This window comes from Serratia sp. JKS000199 (genome assembly GCF_900215455.1).
GTDB lineage: Bacteria > Pseudomonadota > Gammaproteobacteria > Enterobacterales > Enterobacteriaceae > Serratia > Serratia ureilytica.
The window spans coordinates 3709529-3733976 of the sequence record NZ_LT907843.1 but is presented as its reverse complement, the minus strand read 5'-3'; the positions used below and the strand labels follow the sequence as shown (position 1 = coordinate 3733976).

Here is a 24448-nt window from a genome sequence, read left to right as displayed (position 1 = left end):
GCAACTACTCGGTCTGCGCGATTTTGAAAATCAGAAATTCACGCGGTGGGGTTGCCCCCGAAGAATTAATACAGACGAGTGCGGCGTGCGTTTTCGCGAGCCAGTTTCTTCGCGTGACGTTTCACAGCAGAAGCTTTAGCGCGTTTACGTTCGGTAGTTGGTTTTTCATAAAACTCACGACGACGAACTTCAGCTAAAACACCTGCTTTTTCGCAAGAGCGTTTGAAACGACGCAGAGCAACGTCAAATGGCTCGTTTTCACGTACTTTAATTACCGGCATGTGCCTCTCACCTCAATAAAATTCGGTTTGTTGCTGGCCAAGCGCCAGCCTTTTCAAAATGGTGCGGAATTTTACTCCAATGGATGCTGCTTTGTAAAGCATCACAGCAAATTGAAACCCGCGTCGCTCTGCCGCAACGTGCGCAATTTTGCACCGGGCGCTGATTATAGACTAATCAGAAAAAAATGCTCGTGTTTAATCGCTCGGGCATTTTCTGGATGAATCATCGACATAGGCGCAAGCCGGTGACAAGATGCGCCGCATCGGCGGTAAATGCGGCGGAATGTGGTAGACTGGCGGCCGCACGTGAATGATGGGAAATGTAATGCGAGTACTGGGTATAGAAACGTCCTGCGATGAAACCGGAATTGCAGTGTATGACGATCAAACCGGTTTGTTGGCCAACCAATTATACAGCCAGGTGAAGCTGCACGCCGACTACGGCGGCGTGGTGCCGGAACTGGCCTCCCGCGATCACGTGCGCAAAACCGTGCCGCTGATTCAGGCGGCGCTGAAAGAGGCCAACCTGACCCCGGCCGATATCGACGGCGTGGCTTATACCGCCGGGCCGGGCCTGGTAGGCGCGCTGCTGGTCGGCGCTACCGTCGGGCGCGCGCTGGCGTTCGCCTGGAACGTGCCGGCGGTGCCGGTGCACCACATGGAAGGCCACCTGCTGGCGCCGATGCTGGAAGATAACCCGCCGGCGTTCCCGTTCGTCGCGCTGCTGGTCTCCGGCGGCCACACTCAGCTGATCAGCGTCACCGGCATCGGTGAATATGAACTGCTGGGCGAGTCGATCGACGATGCCGCCGGCGAAGCGTTCGACAAAACCGCCAAGCTGCTCGGCCTGGATTATCCCGGCGGGCCGATGCTGTCGAAGATGGCGCAGCAGGGTACGGCGGGGCGTTTCACCTTCCCGCGGCCGATGACCGATCGTCCGGGGCTGGACTTTAGCTTCTCCGGCCTGAAAACCTTCGCCGCCAACACCATCCGCTCCAACGGCAACGACGATCAGACGCGTGCCGACATCGCCCGCGCCTTCGAGGATGCGGTGGTGGATACGCTGGCGATCAAATGCAAACGCGCGCTGGAGCAAACCGGCTTCAAACGCCTGGTGATGGCCGGCGGCGTGAGCGCTAACCGTACGCTGCGCGCCAAACTGGCGGAGATGATGCAGAAACGCGGCGGGGAAGTGTTCTATGCCCGCCCGGAATTTTGCACCGACAACGGCGCGATGATCGCCTATGCCGGCATGGTGCGGCTGAAGAGCGGCGCCAACCCGGAGCTGAGCGTGTCGGTGCGGCCGCGCTGGCCGCTGGCGGAACTGCCTGCGGTATAAAACAAAGGGCCGGATTATCCGGCCCTTACGTTATTCGTCTTTCGGCTGGTCGCCGTTATCCTCATCCGCGTCGTTTTTCTTCTTGCGGAACTTGCCCCAAATCTTGCCTTCCTGGCCGCGCCACAGGCGCTGAATATTGTCGTGATGCCGCATCAGGATCAGGCAGGAGAGCATCGCCACCGGGAAGGTGAACTGCGGTTTGAACCACCAGACGTAGAACGGGGCGATCAGCGCGCTGACGATGGCGCCGAGCGAAGAGTAGCCGCTGAGCAACACCGTCAGCAGCCAGGTGCCGGTCATCAGGCCGGTCAGATCCCAGCCGATAGGCGCGATGGCGCCAAACGCCGTCGCCACGCCTTTACCGCCGCGGAAGTGGAAGAACACCGGATAGATGTGCCCAAGACAGGCGGCGATCGCCGTCAGGCCCAGATACAGCGGCGGCACATTGAGTTTGTAGGCCAGCCAGACCGGCAACATCCCTTTCAGAATATCGAACACCAGCACCGCCGCCGCCGCCAGCCGGCCGCCGATGCGCAGGACGTTGGTCGCTCCGGGGTTTCCTGAGCCATGTTCACGCGGGTCCGGCAGCCTGGCGATCCGGCAAACCAGGATCGCGCTCGAAATCGAGCCGCACAGATACGCGAAGATAATCATGCCAAGCGCGGTAGCACTCATAACGCGGTTCCGTTTAATAATGGTCGTTTTACTCGCAACATCTATGGATAATACGCACATTCCGCTGGAAGTGGTATCCGGCAAGGCCAAAAACAGAGAATGACGTGATGGATATCGTATTTATTGAAGAGCTTACCGTAATTACCACCATTGGCGTTTATGAGTGGGAACAGGGCATTCGTCAGAAGCTGGTGTTCGATATCGAAATGGGCTGGGATAACCGGCCGGCCGCCGCCAGCGACGACGTAAATGACTGTCTGAGCTATGCCGACGTCAGCGATGCCGTGATCCAACACGTGGAGTCGAACCGGTTCGCGCTGGTGGAGCGCGTGGCGGAGGAAATATCTGAAATTTTGCTCCAGCGCTTCAATTCCCCCTGGGTCCGTATTAAGGTCAGCAAACCGGGCGCTGTAGCACATGCCAATCGGGTCGGCGTGATCATTGAGCGCGGCACCCGTCCCGCATGATTTTATGTCATCTGCTTGCAACGAAAGACCGTTAACCTGGTCTTAATCCTGAGAATTGTTTTAGCGGCATTGTCTTTAAGCATTGCCGCTTTTTTATGTGATAGCCGTTATTTTATGGGGTGAGCGAAGCACATGGCAGACATGCATTCACTGTTTATTGCGTTTGTTCTTGGGGTTGTCGAGGGATTAACCGAATTTTTGCCGGTGTCTTCCACCGGGCATATGATCATCGTCGGCGAGTGGCTGGGCTTTACCGGCGACAAAGCCAAAACCTTTGAAGTCATTATCCAGCTGGGGTCGATCCTGGCCGTCGTCGTGATGTTCTGGCGCCGGTTGTTCGGTCTGATCGGCATCCATTTCGGCGGCAAGCCGGTGGAGCACGAAGGCAAAACCAGCGGCCAGCTGAAGCTGGGGCACATCCTGCTGGCGATGATCCCGGCGGTGGTGCTGGGGCTGGCCTTCCATGATTTCATCAAGTCGCTGTTTGCGCCGAAAAACGTGATGTACGCGTTGGTGGTCGGCGGCCTGCTGCTGCTGGCGGCGGAATGGCTGAAGCCGAAGAAGCCTAGCGCGGAAGGGTTGGATGACATCACTTACCGTCAGGCGTTCATGATCGGTTGCTTCCAGTGTCTGGCGCTGTGGCCGGGCTTCTCCCGTTCGGGTTCCACTATCGCCGGCGGCATGCTGGTGGGCGTGAACCGCTATGCGGCGTCCGAGTTCTCCTTCATTCTGGCTGTGCCGATGATGATTGGCGCCAGCGGCCTGGATCTGTATAAGAGCCTGCACTTCCTGACCTGGGGCGACCTGCCGATGTTCGCCGTCGGTTTCGTCACCGCCTTCGTGGTGGCGCTGGTTGCGATCAAGACCTTCCTGTCGCTGATCAAACGCATCTCGTTCGTGCCGTTCGCTATCTACCGCTTTATCGTGGCGGCCGTGGTTTACATGGTGTTCCTGTAAGCCTTCACGCCAAGAAAAAACCCCGCTCCGCGGGGTTTTTTTATGCCTGATCGTTGATGATGGTTTGGGTGAGCTTCCACTCGGCCAGCGCCTGCTGGCGGCGGCGTTTGAGCTCGTCGCGGATCGCGGTGCCCTGCAGCCCGCTGGCCACCACCTCTTTAATCGATACCGCGTTCGCCACCTGATACGCCTGGCGCAGATAGTCGCCCTGTGGATAGGGATTCTCCTCAAAGCCGGTACGGCCGCGCGCGTCCGCCTCGCTGGTCAGGATCATCTGCTCCAGCCGGTGCGGCTTGCGCCAGACGTCGATGGCGTCGAACAGCTTCAATAGGGTCTCCGGCCGCAGCTTGTTCACGGTGTGGATCAGATCATGGTACTCGGCCACCAGCTTGCTCAGATCGCGCACCGGGTTAGGCACCCGCAGCCGCTGGCACAGCGCCTCAACCAGCCGCACGCCGGCCGGGCCGTGGCCGTGGTGATGCGGCCAGAACTCTTTTGGCGTCAATCCCTTGCCGAGGTCATGGCACAGGGTGGCGAAGCGCACGTCCACCTCCGGCGTGAGGCGGGCGGCGATCGCCAACGCCATCAGCGTGTGCACGCCGGTGTCGATTTCCGGGTGCCACTTGGCGGGAGCCGGCACGCCGAACAGCGCGTCGATTTCCGGGAACAGCACCGCCAGCGCATCGCAGTCGCGCAGCACCTGAAAATAGACCTGCGGGCTCTGGCTTTGCAGCGCCTTTTCCGTTTCTTTCCAGACGCGTTCGGCGGTCAGCGCGGCCAGTTCACCGCTGTGCGCCATCCGGCGCATTAGGGCGAGCGTTTCGTCGGCGATGCGAAAACCCAGGTGGGCGAAGCGGGCGGTGAAGCGCGCCACGCGCAGTACGCGCAGCGGATCTTCGCCGAAGGCGTCGGAAACGTGGCGCAGCACGCGCGCCTGCAGATCGGCCACGCCGCCGTAAGGATCAATCAGCTCTCCCTCGGCGGAACGGGCGATGGCGTTGATGGTCAGATCGCGCCGCAGCAGATCCTCCTCCAGCGTGACGTCCGGCGCGGCATAGCAGGTAAAACCGGTGTATCCCTGGCCGGATTTGCGCTCGGTGCGCGCCAGCGCGTATTCCTCGTGGGTGTCGGGATTGAGGAATACCGGAAAGTCTTTGCCGACCTGCTGGTAGCCCAATGCCAGCAGCTCGGCCGGCGTGGCGCCCACCACCACCCAATCATGATCGACCACCGGAATGTCGAGCAGGCTGTCGCGAACGGCGCCGCCGACCAGATAAATCTGCACTGTTGACTCCTGAATATCGTGTAAGGCTCTGTCTATCAGATTACATGAATTGGCCGCGGGATGTCGGCGCCAATGAAAAGGGCGCCCGCAGGCGCCCATACTCAAACTGAACGATACTGAGATCAGTTCATCCAGCGATTGTTGTTCTTGCGGCGCGGGATCAGGTGCGGCAACAGCAGGCCCAGCAGCAAGCCGACGCCGGCGACGCCGCCGCCGTACATGAACCACTGCAGAATAATGGTGCGCTGTTTGTCGTCGAGCTGCAGGTTAACGGCGTTAACCTTCTTCTGCGCGACCACCAGCTGGTTTTTCAGATCCTGGTTTTCCTTCTGCAGGCTGCTGATGGTGCTGTCGCTGCCCGCGACTTTTTCCTGCATTTCCGCCGTGCGCTGGTTCCAGGTGTTATCGATGTTGGCCAGCTTGTCGGTCAGGGTTTTCACCTGCTGTTCCAGCTCGGGCACGCGGGTGCGCAGGCTCGGCGTCTGGCTGAGCTGATCGAGTGGGATCCAGGTGGTGCGGCCTTTCGGATCGCGGATCTGGCCGTAGTTGGTGCTGTCGTTGACGCTCAGCAGGGTGACTTCTTCACCGGCGTTCAGAGTGCCGACAATACGGTACTGATTACCTGGGCCGCTATGGACGTAAGTGCTTAACTCATCGGAGATATAGCGTTTATCTTCGGCATGTGCGCCCCAAGTGATGCTGAAGCTCAGCGCGGCAAGGCAAATCAGGCGTAATTTCTGCATTAGTTCATCGTTTCTTGGTGAATTTATGGAACGATAGTAGAGCGTTCAGTCTGACGACGCAACGCCAAAACCGGAATGAGAACTATCTTACTGTGGCTGATTCTGTGAGTTGCGCGGCGTTTTATAACGTAACAGGTTTTTTCTACAGTTAGCAGGGTTAAGGCGCCGGGAATCGCGGTAAGATAACGGCAACTGTGCGTCATTGGGCAGTATGCGGCGGCCGAACGCGCCGCGCTGAAACAGACGTGAATGCATAACTTATTGGTGTTAAAGAATTATGACCGTTGAAATTGAACTGAAATTCATCGCCGCGCCGCAAGCGGTGGCCGCTCTGCCGCAATGGCTTGCCGCCTGGCCGCATCAGCATTCCGCGCCGCAAAAACTGACCAACATTTACTTCGAAACGGCCGATAACTTCCTGCGCAATCACGACATGGGGCTGCGCATTCGCGGTTTCGACGATCGTTATGAGATGACCATCAAAACCGCCGGTAAAGTGGTGGCCGGCCTGCACCAACGTCCGGAATACAACGTCGCTATCGCCGAGCCGCAGCTGGCGCTGGCGCAGTTTCCTGCCGACATCTGGCCACAGGATTGTGATATCGCGGCGCTGCAGCAGGCGTTGCAGCCGCTGTTCCGTACCGACTTTGCGCGTGAAAAGTGGGGGGTCACTTACGGCCAAAGCGAGATCGAGATTGGCTTGGATCAGGGAGAGGTGCGTGCCGGTGACCTCAGCGAAGCCCTGAGCGAGATCGAACTGGAGCTGCTGAAAGGCAACACCGCCGATCTGCTGGCGTTGGCCGGCGAGCTGGCGGCCCATGGCGGGCTGCGTCAGGGCAGCCTGAGCAAGGCGGCGCGCGGCTACCACCTGGCGCAGGGCAATCCGCCGCGCGAGGTGCGCCCGCTGCGGGTGCTGAAGCCGGCGGCGAAGGCGACCGTGGAGCAGGGGATGATCGCCGCCTTCGAACTGGCGCTCAACCATTGGCAGTACCATGAGGAGCTGTGGCTGCGCGGCGATGCTCAGGCGCGCGGGGCGGTCCTCGAAGCGGTCGGCACTATCCGCCAGGCGCTGGTGATCTTCGGCGGCCTGGTGCCGCGCAAGGCCAGCGCCGATCTGCGCGCCCGCCTGACCGAGCTCGAACCGCTGTTGGCGGACAAAGCCGCGCAACCGGAGAACCTGTGCTACAGCGCGGCCTATCTGCAATGTAAGTTGGCGCTCACATCATGGCTGGTGCGCGGCGCCTGGCGGCCGTTTATCGACGCCAAAGGGCAGGCCAAACTGGACGGTTCTTTCAAACGCTTCAGCGACATCATGCTGGGGCGCAGCGGCGCGGAGCTGAAAGAAGCCTTCAGCCGTACGCTGAACGAAGATGAATATCAGGAACAATTGCCGCGCCTGACGCGTCAGATTTCGGCGCTGGTCCTGCTGTCGGGCGCTTACCCCGACGAGCAGACCGGGCCTTATATCGACGCCTGGCGCGAGCTGCAGGCGGCGCTGAGCGAGCGCCGCCAGGGCTGGTATGAAGCCAGCCGCAAACAGGCCTTATCGCATGCGCCATTCTGGTTAAACGGCGCGCTTCGTTAATCCAACCGGCCCGCCAGCCGTGGGCCGCAGAACGGGTCAAACACTATGTCGCCACTTTCAGCCGCGTTACAGGCTCAGGCACAGCAGGTTGTGCAGCGTTTTCAGGAAGTTCACGGCGCGGACTGCGCCTTTAGCGAGCAAGAGCAGTGGGTGCTGGCGTCGAGCGACTTCGTCAGCGACGCGCTGCTCGCCCAGCCGGCCTGGCTGGCGACGCTGCGCGAACAGCCGCCGGCGCCCGGCGAGTGGCAACACTACGCCGCCTGGTTGCAGGACGAGCTGGAAGAGGTGCGCGACGAAGCGCAACTGATGCGCACGCTGCGTCTGTTTCGCCGCGAAACGCTGGTGCGCATCGCCTGGGCGCAGGCGCAGGGGCTGTGTGCGACCGAAGAAACGTTGCTGCAGCTGAGCGGGCTGGCGGAGACGCTGATCGTCAGCGCGCGCGACTGGCTGTACCAAACCTGTTGCCGCGAGTGGGGCACGCCGTGCAATGCCGACGGCGAACCGCAGCCGCTGCTGGTCCTCGGCATGGGCAAGCTGGGCGGCGGCGAACTGAACTTCTCGTCGGACATCGATCTGATCTTCGCCTACCCGGAAAACGGCCAGACTCAGGGCGGACGGCGCGAGCTGGACAATGCTCAGTTCTTCACCCGCCTTGGCCAGCGGCTGATCAAGGCGCTGGATCAACAGACCATCGACGGCTTTGTCTATCGCGTCGACATGCGGCTGCGGCCGTTCGGCGACAGCGGCCCGTTGGTGATGAGCTTCGCGGCGCTGGAAGATTATTATCAGGAGCAGGGGCGCGACTGGGAGCGCTATGCGATGGTGAAGGCGCGCCTGATGGGCGGGGCGGAAGACGCCTACAGCCAGGAGCTGCGTAAAACGCTGCGGCCGTTCGTGTTCCGTCGTTACATTGATTTCAGCGTCATTCAGTCTCTGCGCAACATGAAGGGCATGATCGCCCGTGAAGTGCGGCGGCGCGGCCTGAAGGACAACATCAAGCTGGGCGCCGGCGGCATTCGCGAAATCGAATTCATCACCCAGGTATTCCAGCTGATCCGCGGCGGCCGTGAACCGGCGCTGCAGGGGCGTTCGCTGCTGCCGACGCTGCAGGCGGTGGGCGAGCTGGGGCTGCTGGAAAGCAAGCAGGTGCGGGCGCTGAGCGCCGCCTACCTGTTCCTGCGGCGGCTGGAGAACCTGCTGCAGGCGATCGGCGATCAGCAAACCCAGACGCTGCCGCAGGAGGCGCTCGATCAGGCCCGGTTGGCCTACGGCATGGGGTTGGCGGATTGGCCGGCGCTGATGGCGGCGCTGGACGTGCACATGCAGGCGGTGCGCGCGGTGTTCGACGACCTGATCGGCGACGATAGCCCGGATGTCGGCGAAGATCCCGATTACCAGCACTATCACAGTCTGTGGCAGGACGCGCTGGAGGAGAACGAGCTGGCGCCGCTGACGCCGCACCTGGACGAAGAGGCGCGTCGACAGATGCTGCGCACCATCGCCGATTTTCGTCACGACGTCGACAAGCGCACCATCGGCCCGCGTGGCCGCGACGTGCTCGATCAGCTGATGCCGCGCCTGCTGGCGGAGGTATGCCCGCGCCAGGACGCACCGACCGCGCTGGTGCGGCTGGCGCAGCTGCTGCTGAGCATCGTCACCCGCACTACCTATCTCGAGTTGCTGGTGGAGTACCATGCGGCGCTCAGCCATCTGATCCGCCTGTGCGCCGCGTCGCCGATGGTCGCCAACCAGCTGTCGCGTTACCCGCTGCTGCTGGACGAGCTGCTGGATCCGGCCACGCTGTATCAGCCGGTGGCGCTGGACGCCTACCGCAGCGAGCTGCGGCAGTATCTGCTGCGGGTGCCGGAAGACGACGAAGAGCAAAAGCTGGAGGCGCTGCGTCAGTTCAAACAGGCTCAGCAGCTGCGCATCGCCGCTGCGGATATCGCCGGCGCGCTGCCGGTGATGAAAGTGAGCGATCACCTGACTTATCTGGCGGAGGCGATCATCGACGCGGTGGTGCAACAGGCCTGGAGCGACATGGTGGCGCGCTATGGCCAGCCCACCCATTTGCAGGAGCGGGAGGGGCGCGGCTTTGCGGTGATCGGCTATGGCAAACTGGGCGGCTGGGAGCTGGGGTACAGTTCCGATCTCGATCTGGTGTTCCTGTTGGATTGCCCGCCGGAGGTGATGACCGACGGCGATCGCTGCATCGACGGCCGCCAGTTCTACCTGCGGCTGGCGCAGCGGGTGATGCATCTGTTCAGCACCCGCACGTCCTCGGGCATTCTGTATGAGGTGGACGCGCGCCTGCGGCCTTCCGGCGCCGCGGGGATGCTGGTCAGCACCGTCGAGGCGTTCGCCGACTACCAGCAAAACGAAGCCTGGACCTGGGAGCATCAGGCTCTGGTGCGCGCGCGCATCGTGCACGGCGATCCGGCGCTGCATCAGCAGTTCGACGCGATCCGGCGCGAGATCCTGTGCAAAACGCGCGATGCGCAGACCCTGAAGCGCGAAGTGCGCGAGATGCGCGAAAAGATGCGCAACCATCTCGGCAACAAGCAGCGCGATCTGTTTGATATCAAGGCCGATGAGGGCGGCATTACCGACATCGAATTTATCGCCCAATATCTGGTCTTACGCTATGCGCCGGGTGAACCGCGCCTGACGCGTTGGTCGGACAACGTGCGCATCTTCGAGCTGATGGCCAATTACGACATCATGCCGGATGAAGAGGCGCGCGCGCTGACCCAGGCCTATGTCACCATGCGCGACGAGATCCACCACCTGGCGCTGCAGGAACATTCCGGCAAGGTCGGCAGCGGGCTGTTTGCCGCCGAGCGCGAGCAGGTGCGCGCCAGCTGGGCCAAATGGCTGGATTAATACCTTTTTGCGGGTATTCCGGCGGTCTGTGGTAATATCTGCGCCACTAAAATTTTGTTCTTTTTTGGAGTTATCGGATGAAAGTTACGCTGCCTGATTTTCGCCGCGCCGGTGTGCTGGTGGTCGGTGACGTCATGTTGGATCGCTATTGGTATGGGCCGACCAGCCGCATTTCACCGGAAGCCCCGGTGCCGGTGGTCAAGGTCGATACCATCGAAGAGCGTCCCGGCGGCGCGGCTAACGTGGCGATGAACATCGCTTCGCTGGGCGCCACTTCCCGTCTGGTGGGCCTGACCGGCATCGACGATGCGGCGCGGGCGCTGAGCGCCAAGCTGAATGAAGTCAACGTGCGCTGCGACTTCGTCTCGGTGCCGACCCATCCGACCATTACCAAGCTGCGCGTGCTGTCGCGCAACCAGCAACTGATCCGTCTCGACTTCGAAGAAGGCTTCTCCAACGTTGATCCGCAGCCGATGCTGGAGCGCATTCAGCAGGCGCTGCCGCAGATCGGCGCGCTGGTGCTGTCCGATTACGCCAAGGGCGCGCTCAGCCAGGTGCAGGGCATGATCCAACTGGCGCGCGCCGCCAAGGTGCCGGTGCTGATCGATCCGAAAGGATCCGATTTCGAGCGCTATCGCGGCGCGACGCTGCTGACGCCGAACCTGTCCGAGTTCGAAGCGGTGGTGGGCCACTGTAAGGATGAAGCGGAACTGGTGGAACGCGGCATGAAGCTGGTAGCGGATTTCGAGCTGTCGGCGCTGCTGGTTACCCGTTCCGAACACGGCATGACGCTGCTACAGCCGGGCGTTGAGCCGCTGCACTTGCCGACCCAGGCGCAGGAAGTGTTCGATGTGACCGGCGCCGGCGACACCGTGATCGGCGTGCTGGCCGCCTCGCTGGCCGCCGGCAACTCGCTGGAAGAGTCCTGTTTCCTGGCCAATGCCGCCGCCGGCGTGGTGGTGGGCAAGCTCGGTACCTCCACCGTGTCGCCGATCGAACTGGAGAACGCGGTGCGCGGCCGCGCCGAGACCGGTTTTGGCGTGATGACCGAAGCGCAGTTGAAACAGGCCGTCGCGCAGGCGCGTCAGCGCGGCGAAAAAGTGGTGATGACCAACGGCATCTTCGACATTCTGCATGCCGGCCACGTCTCTTATCTGGCCAATGCTCGCAAGCTGGGCGATCGCCTGATCGTGGCGGTGAACAGCGATGCGTCGACCAAACGCCTGAAAGGGGAAAAACGCCCGGTCAACGCGCTGGAGAACCGCATGATTGTGCTGGGCGCGCTGGAAGCGGTGGATTGGGTGGTGCCGTTCGAGGAGGACACGCCGCAGCGCTTGATCGCCGACATCTTGCCGGATCTGCTGGTGAAAGGCGGCGATTACAAGCCGGAAGAGATTGCCGGCAGTGCGGAAGTGTGGGCCAACGGCGGCGATGTCAAAGTGCTGAACTTTGAAGACGGCCTGTCGACCACCAACATCATCAAAGCGATCAAAGACGGGCGCGGCTAACGCCGGGCGACGTAAAGAACAAGGGCGCGCGGTGCGCGCCCTTGGCGGGAATTATTCGTCTTCCTGTTTGGCGGCCGGCGCCGCGCTCAGCTTGCTTTCCAGCTCGGCCATGCGCTGTTCCAACAGCGCCAGCTTTTCGCGGGTGCGCAACAGCACCTGAGTCTGCACGTCGAACTCTTCGCGGTTAACCAAATCCAGGCGGGTCAACTGCGACTGCAGCACCTGACGGATTTTTTTCTCAACGTCTTCCCCGAATTCACGAACGCCTTTAGGCATGGACTCATGAACCTGGCGTGCGATTTGTTCGATTTTTTTCGGGTCAATCATGGCGTATCCCTTTCAGAGTTTAATAGCTGCCGCTTAGTGTAATGCGAGTTGCCCGCCGGATAAACACCATTAAGCGCATTCGCCGCGCGTGGCCGAATTGTGCTTTTGCCAATTGCCCTGTCTATCCATTAGCGTTATAGTCATCTTGCTTATTCTCAGGGCGGGGTGAAAGTCCCCACCGGCGGTAAATCACCTTCTACGGTGAAAGCCCGCGAGCGCTCAGCCAGCCTGTAAAGGCCGGTTAGAGGTCAGCAGATCCGGTGTAATTCCGGGGCCGACGGTTATAGTCCGGATGGGAGAGAGTAACGGTATCTGCCGGGCATGCGCCCGCTTGCGTTATTTTTTTAGCTATTGCTAGCTACTCCTCAAGATCGCCCTGGTTCTGGTAATCCATAATTTTTAATGAGGTTTTTTACCATGAATCAGACGCTACTTTCAGACTTCGGCACGCCGACAGAACGCGTTGAACGCGCGATCGACGCACTGCGCAACGGGCGCGGCGTGATGGTGCTCGATGATGAAAACCGTGAAAACGAAGGTGACATGATCTTCGCCGCGGAGACCATGACCGTTGAGCAGATGGCGCTGACCATTCGCCACGGCAGCGGCATTGTGTGCCTGTGCATCACCGAAGAACGCCGTCAGCAGCTTGAGCTGCCGATGATGGTGACCAACAACTCCAGCCAGTTCCAGACCGCCTTCACCGTGACCATCGAAGCGGCGCAGGGCGTAACCACCGGGGTTTCCGCTTCCGATCGCCTGACCACCATCCGTGCGGCGGTGGCAGACAGCGCCAAGCCGAGCGACCTGAACCGTCCGGGCCACGTGTTCCCGCTGCGCGCGCAGCCGGGCGGCGTGCTGAGCCGTCGCGGCCACACCGAAGCGACCATCGATCTGGTCTCCATGGCCGGTTTCAAACCTGCCGGCGTGCTGTGTGAACTGACCAACGACGATGGCAGCATGGCGCATGCGCCGGAAGTGATCGCCTTCGCCAAACAGCACGACATGGTGGTGCTGACCATCGAAGATCTGGTGGCCTACCGCCAGGCGCACGAGAAAAAAGCCAGCTGATAGCCGGCCGCTTTCAACGATAAAAAAGCCGCGTAATGCGGCTTTTTTGTATCTACCGTTCTGACAGGCGTTCGCTGATGCGGCTGGCGTAATTCATCACGTGGAAGGTGTAGTTCTCCTCAACCGTACCCTGGAACAGATGTGCCCAGGGGCCGATGGCGTAGATGCCGAGATCTTCCCCGCCGTGCGTCTCGCTTTTCAGCGGCACCAGCGCCGGCTGAATAAAGTCGGGCGCGGTGGTTTGCTCCATGGTCAATGCCGGGCGCTCGGTCAGCGGGATCGCGCCGCCGGGGCCGTTGGCGAAACCGAGGGTGGTGTAGGGCTTGCCGTCGCTGCCCAGCCGAGGTTTACCGTCGACGCCGACGGAAATGCCGAGGATAGGATTGCCGCGCTTGGCATAGCCGGCGATGGTCAGCGTGTGGCTGTGATCGCCGGTCACGATCACCAGCGTTTCGTCCAGGTTGACCTTGCCGACAATGGTTTTCACCGCCTCGTTCAGGGCGACCGCGTCGCTTAGCGTGCGGTAGGCGTTGCCGTTATGGCTGCCGTGATCGACGCGCCCGCCTTCCACCAGCAACAGATAGCCTTCGGGATTCCTGGCCAAAATATCGATGGCCTTGCCGGTCATTTCCGCCAGCGAAGGCTCTCCCGCCGCGTCTTGCCGCCGGTCATGCTCGAAGTTCATGTGCGACGGCTCGAACAGGGCCAGCAAATGGTCGACGTTGCCCGGTTCGATTTTGTCGAACTGGGCCTGATTCCAGACGTATTGTCCGCGCTCGCCGTAGCGTTGCAGCCAGGCCTGCGTCAGGTCACGGCCGTCCCTTCTGGCGCCTTTCTTGCCGGGATATTCCGGATCGCTCACGCTGTCGGGCAGGAAGTTGGCGCGCCCGCCGCCCATCGCCACGTTCAGGCCGTTGCCGTATTTCATTTCCACCAGCTGGCGCGCGATGTCGCGGCAGCCTGCGGCCAGGGCATCCGTCGGCATTTTGGCGTCAGACTCCCAGTCGCGGTTGGCGATATGGGCATAGGTGGCGCCCGGCGTGGCGTGGGTAATGGTCGCGGTCGTCACGGCGCCGGTGGACATGCCGAGCGTTGCGGCCATCTCCCACAGCGTGGTGACGGCCTTGGTTTGCTGATCCTCGCAGTTGTTGAGGGCGGCCGTATGGTTGAGACCCATCAGATCGTTGATGGTTTTGACGCCGGTGGTCATCGCCACCGCGCTGGGCGCGGAGTCGGTGATTTGGGCGTCGGCGGAATAGGTTTTGGCTGCCGCCAGATAGGGGAAGGCTTCCCAGGCCAGCACGTTGGATTCGCCGTCCACGCCGCGCTGCTGTCCTTCAAAAATACGGGCGGCGGTCACGGTGGAAAACCCCATGCCGTCACCGACCACCAGAATGACGTTTTTAGCGCGGTTGGTGTTTGGGGTCTGTTTCAGTCGCTGTTGCAGCTGAGCTTGCGCCTGAAGGAAGTAAGGGTCTTCGCGCTGCGTCAGCGGCGCGTTGTCCGTCGCTTTGGCGGCTGCCGCCCCGGTGGCTAACAAGGACATGGAAAGCGCCAGGCGGGTTGCCAGTGTGAGTCTGAACATGAATTCCTCCTTGGTGAGACGTGATTCCCGTAGCGCCGACGGGCTGCCAACACCCTGTCGACGGCAGGAGGAGTGTATCGATTGTGTTAACAAAAAATACATAAATTGTTCACAATTTAGATCTGTGTGGCAGTAATGCCATTGTATTCATGATTTTTATTAATCATTTGAAAATCATTCATTTTTTAACTTTTTGTTTGCCGGTGCATTTTTGCGATTTTTAATTCAAATTTATTGAATATCTTCATCACGGTTATCCGGCTGTGTTGCTGCGGCAAAGCGCGTAATGTAACGCCATAGCACAATTTGAACTAAGGATCGCTCTATGAACACCTCTCGTATGCCGGCATTGTTTCTTGGCCACGGTAGCCCGATGAACGTGCTGGAAGACAACCGCTACACCCAGGCATGGCGTGCGTTGGGTGAGTCATTGCCGCGTCCGAAGGCGATCGTGGCGGTTTCTGCGCATTGGTATACCCGCGGCACTGCGGTCACCGCGATGGAAAAACCCAAAACCATTCACGACTTCGGCGGGTTCCCGCAGGCGCTGTTTGATACCCGCTACCCTGCGCCGGGTTCCCCCGCGCTGGCTGCGCAGCTGCAGCACATTCTGGCGCCGGTGCCGGTAACGGCGGATCTCGGCGAGTGGGGGTTGGATCACGGCACCTGGGGCGTATTGATCAAGATGTATCCCAATGCCGATATCCCGGTGGTGCAGCTCAGCGTCGACGGCACTCAGCCGGCGGCTTACCACTATGAGCTGGGCCGCAAACTCGCGGCGCTGCGGGATGAGGGCGTGATGATCGTCGCCAGCGGCAACGTGGTACACAACCTGCGCATGGTGAAATGGCAGGGCGATACCAGCGCCTATCCGTGGGCGGAGTCTTTCAATAACTTTGTCCGGGATAACCTGCGTTATCGGGGCGATAACCACCCGCTGGTGGATTTCATGCGCCATGAGGGCGCGGCGCTGTCGAACCCGACGCCGGAACACTATCTGCCATTGCTGTATGTGCTCGGCGGCTGGGATGGAAAAGAGGCCATCAGCGTGCCGATCGACGGTATCGAAATGGGAGCGCTGAGCATGCTGTCGGTGCAGGTGGGCTAAAGAAAAACGCCAGTCAGAGACTGGCGTTTTTGCCTTCAGCGGGGCGATCAGCCGAGGATTGTGTGCGGATAGAAGCGCGACAGATCCTGCGTGATCAGTTCGCGATCTTCGCGCAGGCCGATGCCGCAGGGTTGATCGTTCACCAGCCAGCTGCCGATCAGCGTGTAGCTGTCTTCGAACTTCGGCAGCGGATGGAACTGCTGCACGATCATGCCTTCTTCACCGTACGGCCCATCGACGCGCGCCACTTCCTGACCGTTTTCGACGATCTGGATATTGGCGCCTTCGCGTGAGAACAGCGGTTTGGTGACGTAATGATCCATCGGCGGATGATCGTCTTGCGCGAAATAAGCCGGCAGCAGGTTAGGGTGATTCGGGAACATTTCCCACAGCAGCGGCAGCAGCGCCTTGTTGGAGATGATGCTTTTCCAGGCCGGCTCCAGCCAGCGCACGCCGGCGTCTTCCAGCTTGGTGGAGAACATCTCGCGCAGCATGAATTCCCACGGATAGAGCTTGAACAGGTTGCCGATCACCTGATCCTGCAGATCGGTGAACTGGCCTTTCTCGCCGAGGCCGATCTCTTCCATGAACAGGAACTCGGTCGGCAGACCGGCTTCCTGCGCGCAGTCCTGCAGGTATTGCACCGTGCCGCGATCTTCTTCGCTGTCCTGGCAGCAGGCCAGGTGCAACAGGCCGAAGCCGTGATGCGCTTTCAGCTCGGCGAAACGCTCGATCAGTTTCTCCTGCAGGCTGTTGTACTGATCCGATTCCGGATCCAGCTTGCCGGCGTTGATCTGGTCTTCCAGCCACAGCCATTGGAAGAAGGCCGCTTCATACAGTGAGGTGGGCGTATCGGCGTTGTTCTCCAGCAGCTTCGGCGGATTGACGCCGTCGTAGGCCAGATCGAGACGCGAATACAGCGACGGCTGGTTGGTGCGCCAGGAGCTGCGCACGAATTCCCAGGTGTGTTTCGGGATGCAGAACTTGGCCATCAGCTCGTCGCTGGCGACCACTTTCTCCACCACCTGCAGGCACATCTGATGCAGCTCGGCGGTGGCATTTTCGATCTCTTCAATCTGCGCCAGCGTGAACTGGTAATAGGCGTCTTCACACCAGTACGGCTCGCCGTACATGGTGTGGAAACGGAAGCCGAACTCGGTCGCTTTTTCGCGCCAGTCCGGGCGCTCGGTAATGGCAATACGTTTCATGCATCAACCGCCCATGCTGCGAGAGCCGGAGTTGGAGGTGGCGCTGCTGCGCTGCATGCTGGTCTGCTTGGCCACGGTCTCGCCGAAACCGCCGCGGGTCACGGTGTTGGTGACCGCAGGCTTCGGCGCCATGGCGGTTTTCGGCACCGTCATGGTGCGACCGCCGGCGGTGGCCGGGCCGTAGCTCTTGCCGCTGGCGTCGACAAACTTGCCGTTCGCCGGGCTGGCGGCGTTCTTGGAGGTGAACAGCGGCTGCTGCGCGAAGCCGGAACCGCCCATCAGGCGGCCCATCATGTAGCCCGCCATCAGCGGCATCCAGAAGCTGCCGCTGCTTTGCGATTCCGCCGCCATGCCGGCCTGCGCCGGAGCCGGCGCCTGGGTGCACTGCGCTTCGCCGAACTCGGCGACGCAGTCTTCGCGGGTGGCGTATTTCGGCGCGGTTTTCGCCGCTTCTTTCAGGGCGTTGTTGTAGGCGGTGGTGCACTGCTCGCTCATCGAAGGGTTGGCGCGCGAACAGTCATCGGCATTCTGATACAGGGAGACCGTTTCATCGCTCTTCTCGCAGCCGGCCAGCATAAAGACGGCGCTGATCGCCAAAGCCACGGGCGCGACACGGTAGCTGCGCCAGGATTTGCGGAACGTCTCTTGGTTGATGTTTTTTGTCCGTTTCATCGTTATCAATCCCATCATGCGGGCTGTTTTCGCCCTTTCCCAGTAGTGGCGCTAAGGATAGGGGAAACATGGTCAAAATTAAAGCTGAAACGCCCGCAGAATCCACTCTTTACGCAGTTATACGTTGGGGTGTGCGCCAGTTCGCTTTCGCGGCGAAAAAACGCGCATTGGCGTTTCATCATGAAACGTTATCGCTATGATGATGTTCCATAATGGAACAAAAATCGCGTGGCTCGCCAGGCGGGCGGCAGGCGCTCATAGTCGAAGCACAACAACAAGCCGGCGGCGAAGTCGGCGCGTCATCACCTGATATCTGAACGTTACCATCGCCAACTCCCTACAAGGATCCGGTTATGTTGAGAATCATCCAGTCACCAGGCAAATACATTCAGGGCGCCAATGCGCTGGCCGCCGTCGGCGAATACGCCAAATCCCTCGCCGACCATTATTTCGTGATCGCCGACGACTTCGTGATGCAGTTGGCGGGAGACACCCTGATGGGCAGCCTGCAGCAGCACGGCGTGAAACATCATGCGGCCCGCTTCAACGGCGAGTGCTGCCGTAAAGAGATAGACCGGCTTGGCCGCGAGCTGCAGACCCACGGCTGCCGCGGGGTGATCGGCGTCGGCGGCGGCAAGACGCTCGACACCGCCAAGGCCGTCGCCCACTACCAACGGCTGCCGGTGGTGCTCATTCCCACCATCGCCTCCACCGATGCGCCGACCAGCGCGCTGTCGGTTATCTACACCGAACAGGGCGAATTCGCCGAATACCTGATCTACCCGCGCAACCCGGACATGGTAGTGATGGACAGCGCCATCATCGCCAAAGCGCCGGTGCGCCTGCTGGTAGCCGGCATGGGCGACGCGCTCTCCACCTATTTCGAAGCGCAGGCCTGCTTCGACGCTCAGGCCACCAGCATGGCCGGCGGCAAATCGACGCTGGCGGCGCTCAGTCTGGCGCGGCTGTGCTACGACACGCTGCTGGCCGAAGGGGTGAAGGCCAAGCTGGCGGTCGAGGCCGGCGTGGTGACGGAAGCGGTGGAACGCATCATTGAGGCCAATACGTATCTGAGCGGCATCGGCTTCGAGAGCAGCGGGCTGGCGGCGGCGCACGCCATTCACAACGGTTTCACCGTGCTGGAGGAGTGTCACCACCTCTATCACGGCGAAAAAGTGGCGTTCGGCACCCTGGTGCAGCTGGTGCTGCAGAACAGCCCTATGGCGCAGATTGAAACCGTGCTGGCGTTTTGTCATGGCATCGGCTTGCCGATCACGCTGGCGCAGATGGGCGTTACCGGCGACGCGGCGACGAAGACGATGGCGGTGGCCGAGGCCAGCTGCGCCGCCGGCGAAACCATTCACAACATGCCGTTCAAGGTCACCCCTGCTGGCGTGCAGGCGGCGATCCTGACGGCGGATCGGCTCGGCGCCGCCTGGCTGCTGCGTCATTGATACCGTTGGGGCGCGGTGCGCCGCGCCCCTGGCTTACAGAGGAAACCATCGTGAAAAAACTGATTAATCAGGTCGAGTCGGTGTTGGAAGAGCAGTTGCAGGGGCTGGCGGAGGCTCATCCCGAGTTGCTGGTGCATGCGGATCCGGCGTTCGTCACCCGCGCCGACGCGCCGGTAGCGGGCAAAGTGGCAATTCTGTCCGGCGGCGGCAGCGGCCACGAGCCGATGCACTGCGGTTTCGTCGGTGAAGGGATGCTCGACGGCGCCTGTCCGGGCGAGATTTTCACCTCGCCGACGCCGGATAAAATGTACGAGTGCGGTCAGGCGATCGACGGCGGCGCCGGGGTACTGCTGCTGATCAAGAACTACACCGGCGACGTGCTCAACTTCGAAACCGCCACCGAGCTGCTGCACGACAGCGGCGTCGCGGTGGCGACGGTGCTGGTGGATGACGACGTGGCGGTCAAGGACAGCCTGTTTACCGCCGGGCGGCGCGGGGTGGCCAACACCGTGCTGATGGAGAAATTGCTGGGCGCCGCCGCGGCGCGCGGTGACGATCTGGACAGCGTGGTGACGCTGGGGCATCGCATCAACAACCACGGGCATTCGATCGGTATCGCGCTGGGCGCCTGTACCGTCCCCGCCGCCGGCAAACCCTCGTTCACCCTGGCGGAGAACGAGATGGAGTTCGGCGTCGGCATTCACGGCGAGCCGGGCATTGCGCGCCGTCCGTTCACCACGCTCAACGCGGCGGTGGATGACATGTTCCATACGCTGATCGACCACGGCCACTATCAGCGCACGATCCGCGTCTGGGATCGCCAACAGGGTGAGTGGCGCGACGAGATGCAGACCAAGCAGCCGCTGACGCGCGGCGATCGGGTGATCGCGTTGGTCAACAACCTGGGCGCCACGCCGCTGTCCGAGCTGTACGGCGTGTACCATCGGCTGGCGGAGCGCTGCGCCGAGGCGGGCATCATCATCGAACGCAACCTGGTGGGCGCGTATTGCACTTCGCTCGATATGCAGGGCGTGTCCATCACGTTGTTGAACGTGGACGACGAACTGTTGTCCTTGTGGGATGCGCCGGTGAAAACGCCTGCGCTGCGTTGGGGTTGCTGAGGAGGAATTATGGCGTTGACCAAACCACAGGTCGTCGATTGGCTGATGCGTTGCGGCGAAGTGTTCAGCCGAGAGCGCGATTTTCTTACCCAACTGGACACCGAGATCGGCGATGCCGACCACGGCCTGAACATGAATCGCGGTTTCAATAAGGTGGTGGAAAAGCTGCCGTCGGTGGCGGACAAGGATATCGGCTTTATCCTGAAAAACACCGGCATGACGCTGCTGTCGAGCGTAGGCGGCGCCAGCGGTCCGCTGTTCGGCACCTTCTTCATCCGCGCGGCGCAGGCGGCGAACGCCAAGCAAAGCCTGGATCTGGCGGAGCTGCATCAAATGATGCAGGAAGGGGTGGAAGGCGTGGTGATGCGCGGCAAGGCGGAGCCGGGCGACAAGACCATGTGCGATGCCTGGTGGCCGGTGGTGGAAAGCCTCGGCCAGTCCGCGCAGCAGAACCTGAGCGTGGCGGAGGCGCTGCAGCGCGCCGCCGACAGCGCCGAGCGGGCGGTGGAGAGCACCATCACCATGCAGGCGCGCAAGGGGCGGGCCAGTTACCTGGGCGAGCGCAGCATCGGCCACCAGGATCCCGGCGCCACTTCGGTGATGCTGATGATGAAAACGCTGGCCGAGGTCGCCGGCAGTTAGCAGGAGGCGAGATGATTAATATCGTGGTGGTGTCGCACAGCGCGTTGCTGGCGCGCGGCGTTGAGCAACTGGCGCGGCAGATGATGCGCGGCGACGGCTGCAAGTTGGCGCTGGCGGCGGGCGTGGATGACGAGGAGCACCCGATCGGTACCGACGCGGTCAACGTCATGGAGGCGATCGAAGCGGTCGCCGACGGCGATGGCATTCTGGTGCTGATGGATCTGGGCAGCGCGCTGCTCAGTGCCGAAACCGCGCTCGATCTGCTGGATCCGGAGTTGGCCGCCAAGGTGCGGCTGTGCGCCGCGCCGCTGATCGAAGGCACGCTGGCGGCGGTGGTGGCCGCCAACTCCGGCGCTTCGCTGGAGCAGGTGGTGGCGGAGGCGCAGGGGGCGCTGCAGGCCAAGCAGGCGCAGCTGAGCGAGGCTTCACCTACGGCGAAGCGCGCGGCCTTGCCGCTGGCGCAGGGCAAAAGCGCAACCTGGACGGTGCAGAACCCGCACGGACTGCACGCGCGCCCGGCGGCGCGGCTGGTCGAAGCGCTGGCGCCGTTCAAGGCCGAGCTGGTGCTGGAAAAACAGGGGCAGTGCGTCGATCCGCGCAGCCTCAATCAGCTGGCGCTGCTGCAGGTGCGCCACGGCGACACCATCCGTTTGATCGCCGACGGCGCGCAGGCGGACGAGGCGCTGGCGGCGTTCAAAACGCTGGCGGAGCAGCATTTTGGCGAGACGGTCTCCGAGCGGCAGCAGCCCTCGCTGCACGGCATTCCGGTGGCGGAAAGCGTCACCAGCGGGCCGGTGTTCCAGGCCCGCAGTGTCTGGCCGTCAGCCGCCGAGCGCCGGATCGGCGCGGACGAGGTGTTGGGCGAACAGCAACGCCTGCGGGAGGCGCTGCAGCACACGTTGAGCGATCTCAACCGGCTGGCGGAGCGCACCGGCACGCTGATCGGCAAGCCGCAGGCGGCTATCTTCGGCGCCCACAGCATGCTGCTGGACGATCCGGATCTGCAGCAGGCGGCTTACACCCGCATTGCGCAGCAGTTGTGCAGCGCCGAGCAGGCCTGGCGGCAGGTGCTGGAGGCGATCGCCGAAGAGTACCGCGAGTTGGATGACGACTACATGCGGGCGCGCGAACTGGACGTGCGCGACATGCTGCGCCGCACGCTGTGCCACCTGCAGGGGCAGCCGCTGCCGACCATTGCGCTCGCAGAGCCGTCAATACTGGTGATGGATGAGCTGATGCCCTCAGAGGTAGTGATGCTGGATCGCCGACTGGTGCTCGGCATCTGCCTGAGCGGCGGCAATGCCCTCTCGCACAGCGCCATTCTGGCGAAGGCGATGGGCATTCCGATGGTGGTCGGCATGCAGGATTGCCTGAGCAAAACCCGCAGCGGCCAGAAGGCGATGCTGGACGCCGCGCGTGGGGTGTTGCAGCTCAGCCACTAGGCGCGCAGCTTGAACTGGCGGATGTCGATCCCGTGTTGTTTGATCTTCCGCCACAGCGTGGTGCGGCCGATGCCCAGCAACTGCGCCATTTCCGTCAGTTGGCCGCGGCTGACGGTCGCCGCCCGCAGGATCGCCTGGCGCTCCATGTCCGTCAGCGTCAACAGCGGCGCGCCGGGCTGCGGATCGCTTTCCAGCAGCGACGGTTGGCCGAGCAGGTGCGCCGGCAGGTCCGCCAGCTGGATGTGGTGGCCGTGGCAAATCATTGCCGCGCGCTCCACCACCCCTTTCAGTTCCAAATCGTTGCCCGGCCACAGATAGAGCGCCAGCTGAGCCATCACCTCGTCATCCACCCGGAAGCGACACTGAAAATGTTGCTCCAGCGTGCGCAGATGGTGTTTGACCAGCAGCGGAATATCGCTCAGCCGCTGACGCAGCGGCGGGATTTGGATCTCGAACGCCTGCAGGCTGTAAAACAGCTGGCGGCGGAAGCGGTTTTGCTGCACCAGCAGCGGCAGGTCGGCGGCGCTGCTGGCGATCACCCGCACATCGACCGGGATCACCCGGCTGGAATTGAGGCGGATCACCACGCCGGTTTTCAGCACCTGCAGCAGCGCCGACTGCATCTCCGCCGGCAGGTATTCGATCTGTTCCAGGTACAGCGTGCCGCCGTTAGCCAATTCGAATTTACTGAGCTGGCCCGCCTCTTCTTCGCTGGCGTCGCTGCCCAGCAGCTCACGCAGCCCCTGCGCCTGCGGCAGCAGTTGGCAGTTGAGGGCGATATACGGCCCGGCGGCGCGTTCGCCGGCGTTGTGGATAGCCTGGCTGAGCAGCTCTTTGCCAACGCCTTCTTCTCCGCGCAACAGGATCGGATGCTGGCCTTTGGCCGCCTGCTGCCCGTAACGGATCAGTCGCCGCATCTCCAGCGAGGCGGAAGGCATCTGTTCGAAGCTGTGGCTGACGCGCCCCAGCTGGCTGCTGACATACTGGCGCAGCCGTTCGATCGGGTGCAGCAGGGCGATGAAACTGCAGCGATCGCCGTCGAAAATCGGCTTGAGCGTCAACAAGGCGGCGATAAACTGCCGCTGGCTTTCGAAGGTGACTTCGACGTGTTGCAGCGGTTGGCGATCGGCGATGGCGCGCTTGAGCAGCGCGGGCAGCGTCAACAGCTGCGCCAACGGCTTGCCCTGGCTCTGCTGTTCGTCCAGCTTCAGCAGGCCGGCGGCGCGCTGGTTGATGTATTGCAGGTAGCCGCGGTGATCCCAGGCCATAACGCCGTCGTCCACGCCGTCCAGCAGGCCGTAAAGCTGATTCAGATGGCGGTTGGATTCCGCCAGCAGGCCGTCGGCGTTCAGCGAGTTGCCGATTTCGCGGGCGATGGCCAGCGTCAGCGACAGATCGCCGGCGGCGCAGTCGGCCAGCAGGCAGCCCAGCGCGATCGAGCCGCGCTGGCGGCCGCTGTTGTCGTAGACCGGCGTGGCGCAGAACGACCAGCCGTGCAGCGCTCGGCGCACGTGTTCTTTACCGCTCACCCGCACCGGGTGGCCTTCCGCCGCCGCCAGCGCCGGGGCATTGGTGCCTATCTGTCCTTCGGCCCAGTAAGCGCCGGGGGCGAACCCCAGTTGCTGCAGATGTTCCCAGGTTTGGGCGTCGCCGCAGCGCCACAGCATGCAGCCGCTCTCGTCGAGGATCATCAGCAGGCAACGCCGCGGCTCCATGTATTCACAGGCGTCTTCCAGCGCCGCCTGGCCGAGCGTCAGCAGATCGTTCTTGCGGCGGCAAATCGATTCGAAGGTGGCGCCCTGCGCACGGTGCGGCGCTTGCCAGACATCGGGCTGCATCAGGCTGCGGCAACGCAGCCAGGAGGCGTACACCGCCGGCGTCGGGCGCAGCGGCGGCGGCAGTTCGCCGTCGTTAATCAGTTGCTGCCAACGTGAATCGTTGTCCATCGAACCTCATCCAACTGCGAAAACGAGAGTGACGATGATATCACCTGGCGCAGCGGCGGCTGTGAGGCGGCGGGCAGAAGCGGGGAAAATCGGGACAAAAAAAACGGGGCGCGGCGCAGGCCGGACCCCGTGTTTGTCAGCGTGCGGAC

At 62.0% G+C, this 24448-nt stretch carries 21 protein-coding genes and 1 riboswitch; of the genes, 12 read left to right on the top strand and 9 right to left on the bottom strand.

Annotated features, from left to right (window positions below):
* Positions 1-65: 65 nt before the first annotated feature.
* A complete protein-coding gene (gene rpsU / locus CPH57_RS17745; RefSeq protein ID WP_001144069.1) occupies positions 66-281 on the bottom strand; it encodes a 30S ribosomal protein S21 in 216 nt (71 codons plus the stop codon).
* A gap of 325 nt (positions 282-606) precedes the next feature.
* Between rpsU and tsaD the strand changes: the two genes are divergently transcribed.
* Positions 607-1620, top strand: coding sequence for a tRNA (adenosine(37)-N6)-threonylcarbamoyltransferase complex transferase subunit TsaD (gene tsaD / locus CPH57_RS17740; protein ID WP_004937199.1), 1014 nt, complete (start codon positions 607-609; stop codon positions 1618-1620).
* A 30-nt stretch (positions 1621-1650) separates the two neighbouring features.
* Here the strand turns inward: tsaD and plsY are convergent, their stop codons facing one another.
* A complete protein-coding gene (plsY, locus tag CPH57_RS17735; RefSeq protein WP_033644590.1) occupies positions 1651-2295 on the bottom strand; it encodes a glycerol-3-phosphate 1-O-acyltransferase PlsY in 645 nt (214 codons plus the stop codon).
* 107 nt (positions 2296-2402) lie between these two features.
* Here plsY and folB point away from each other — a divergent pair, with 107 nt between their 5' ends.
* Both folB and bacA read left to right on the top strand, forming a co-directional pair.
* Positions 2403-2762, top strand: a complete 360-nt coding sequence (folB, locus tag CPH57_RS17730) for a bifunctional dihydroneopterin aldolase/7,8-dihydroneopterin epimerase (protein ID WP_015379095.1) — start codon at positions 2403-2405, stop codon at positions 2760-2762.
* Positions 2763-2894: 132 nt separating this feature from the next.
* Positions 2895-3719, top strand: coding sequence for an undecaprenyl-diphosphate phosphatase (gene bacA, locus CPH57_RS17725; protein WP_033644592.1), 825 nt, complete (start codon positions 2895-2897; stop codon positions 3717-3719).
* A gap of 40 nt (positions 3720-3759) precedes the next feature.
* Here the strand turns inward: bacA and CPH57_RS17720 are convergent, their stop codons facing one another.
* Both CPH57_RS17720 and CPH57_RS17715 read right to left on the bottom strand, forming a co-directional pair.
* Positions 3760-5004, bottom strand: a complete 1245-nt coding sequence (locus tag CPH57_RS17720) for a multifunctional CCA addition/repair protein (protein ID WP_033644593.1) — start codon at positions 5002-5004, stop codon at positions 3760-3762.
* Between the two features lie 122 nt (positions 5005-5126).
* Entirely contained in the window at positions 5127-5747 is a 621-nt protein-coding gene (locus CPH57_RS17715) for a TIGR04211 family SH3 domain-containing protein (RefSeq protein ID WP_033644594.1), read from the bottom strand.
* A gap of 277 nt (positions 5748-6024) precedes the next feature.
* Between CPH57_RS17715 and CPH57_RS17710 the strand changes: the two genes are divergently transcribed.
* The 3 genes from CPH57_RS17710 (at position 6025) to hldE (ending at position 11723) form a co-directional block, all read left to right on the top strand.
* Positions 6025-7332: an inorganic triphosphatase gene (locus CPH57_RS17710; protein ID WP_096242605.1), complete on the top strand. Its 1308-nt coding sequence runs from the start codon at positions 6025-6027 to the stop codon at positions 7330-7332.
* A 45-nt stretch (positions 7333-7377) separates the two neighbouring features.
* Positions 7378-10215, top strand: coding sequence for a bifunctional [glutamate--ammonia ligase]-adenylyl-L-tyrosine phosphorylase/[glutamate--ammonia-ligase] adenylyltransferase (glnE, locus tag CPH57_RS17705; protein WP_046687828.1), 2838 nt, complete (start codon positions 7378-7380; stop codon positions 10213-10215).
* Between the two features lie 77 nt (positions 10216-10292).
* Positions 10293-11723, top strand: coding sequence for a bifunctional D-glycero-beta-D-manno-heptose-7-phosphate kinase/D-glycero-beta-D-manno-heptose 1-phosphate adenylyltransferase HldE (gene hldE, locus CPH57_RS17700; protein WP_033644597.1), 1431 nt, complete (start codon positions 10293-10295; stop codon positions 11721-11723).
* A gap of 51 nt (positions 11724-11774) precedes the next feature.
* On the opposite strand, the gene CPH57_RS17695 is transcribed toward hldE, so the two are convergent.
* Positions 11775-12050, bottom strand: a complete 276-nt coding sequence (locus CPH57_RS17695) for an accessory factor UbiK family protein (RefSeq protein ID WP_004937216.1) — start codon at positions 12048-12050, stop codon at positions 11775-11777.
* A 147-nt stretch (positions 12051-12197) separates the two neighbouring features.
* A riboswitch (FMN riboswitch) is annotated at positions 12198-12358 on the top strand.
* Between the two features lie 109 nt (positions 12359-12467).
* On the opposite strand from CPH57_RS17695, the gene ribB reads away from it, so the two are divergent.
* The gene (gene ribB, locus CPH57_RS17690) at positions 12468-13121 is read left to right on the top strand and encodes a 3,4-dihydroxy-2-butanone-4-phosphate synthase (protein ID WP_033636071.1); all 654 of its coding nucleotides are present in this window, start codon (positions 12468-12470) and stop codon (positions 13119-13121) included.
* A 52-nt stretch (positions 13122-13173) separates the two neighbouring features.
* Here the strand turns inward: ribB and CPH57_RS17685 are convergent, their stop codons facing one another.
* Entirely contained in the window at positions 13174-14706 is a 1533-nt protein-coding gene (locus CPH57_RS17685) for an alkaline phosphatase (RefSeq protein ID WP_096242604.1), read from the bottom strand.
* A 325-nt stretch (positions 14707-15031) separates the two neighbouring features.
* On the opposite strand from CPH57_RS17685, the gene ygiD reads away from it, so the two are divergent.
* Complete coding sequence (gene ygiD, locus CPH57_RS17680; RefSeq protein WP_033644599.1) at positions 15032-15814, top strand: 4,5-DOPA dioxygenase extradiol; 783 nt, start codon at positions 15032-15034, stop codon at positions 15812-15814.
* A gap of 47 nt (positions 15815-15861) precedes the next feature.
* On the opposite strand, the gene CPH57_RS17675 is transcribed toward ygiD, so the two are convergent.
* Both CPH57_RS17675 and CPH57_RS17670 read right to left on the bottom strand, forming a co-directional pair.
* Positions 15862-17022 (bottom strand): glutathionylspermidine synthase family protein, encoded by a 1161-nt coding sequence (locus CPH57_RS17675; RefSeq protein ID WP_033644600.1) that lies wholly within the window; start codon positions 17020-17022, stop codon positions 15862-15864.
* 3 nt (positions 17023-17025) lie between these two features.
* Positions 17026-17694 carry a DUF1190 family protein gene (locus tag CPH57_RS17670; protein WP_033644601.1) on the bottom strand — a complete coding sequence of 223 codons (669 nt, stop codon included), beginning with the start codon at positions 17692-17694 and terminating at the stop codon, positions 17026-17028.
* A gap of 353 nt (positions 17695-18047) precedes the next feature.
* On the opposite strand from CPH57_RS17670, the gene CPH57_RS17665 reads away from it, so the two are divergent.
* From CPH57_RS17665 to dhaM, 4 genes are read left to right on the top strand one after another with little or no spacing between them, the layout of a single operon-like run.
* Entirely contained in the window at positions 18048-19148 is a 1101-nt protein-coding gene (locus CPH57_RS17665) for a glycerol dehydrogenase (RefSeq protein ID WP_046687824.1), read from the top strand.
* A gap of 50 nt (positions 19149-19198) precedes the next feature.
* On the top strand, positions 19199-20269 hold the full coding sequence (gene dhaK, locus CPH57_RS17660; RefSeq protein WP_033644603.1) for a dihydroxyacetone kinase subunit DhaK: 1071 nt from the start codon (positions 19199-19201) through the stop codon (positions 20267-20269).
* A 9-nt stretch (positions 20270-20278) separates the two neighbouring features.
* Positions 20279-20911: a dihydroxyacetone kinase subunit DhaL gene (gene dhaL / locus CPH57_RS17655; protein WP_033644604.1), complete on the top strand. Its 633-nt coding sequence runs from the start codon at positions 20279-20281 to the stop codon at positions 20909-20911.
* Positions 20912-20922: 11 nt separating this feature from the next.
* The gene (gene dhaM / locus CPH57_RS17650) at positions 20923-22353 is read left to right on the top strand and encodes a dihydroxyacetone kinase phosphoryl donor subunit DhaM (RefSeq protein ID WP_096242603.1); all 1431 of its coding nucleotides are present in this window, start codon (positions 20923-20925) and stop codon (positions 22351-22353) included.
* Here dhaM and dhaR read toward each other — a convergent pair.
* Positions 22350-24299, bottom strand: a complete 1950-nt coding sequence (gene dhaR, locus CPH57_RS17645; protein ID WP_096242602.1) for a dihydroxyacetone kinase operon transcriptional regulator DhaR — start codon at positions 24297-24299, stop codon at positions 22350-22352. The genes dhaM and dhaR overlap by 4 nt on opposite strands.
* Positions 24300-24448: the final 149 nt, after the last annotated feature.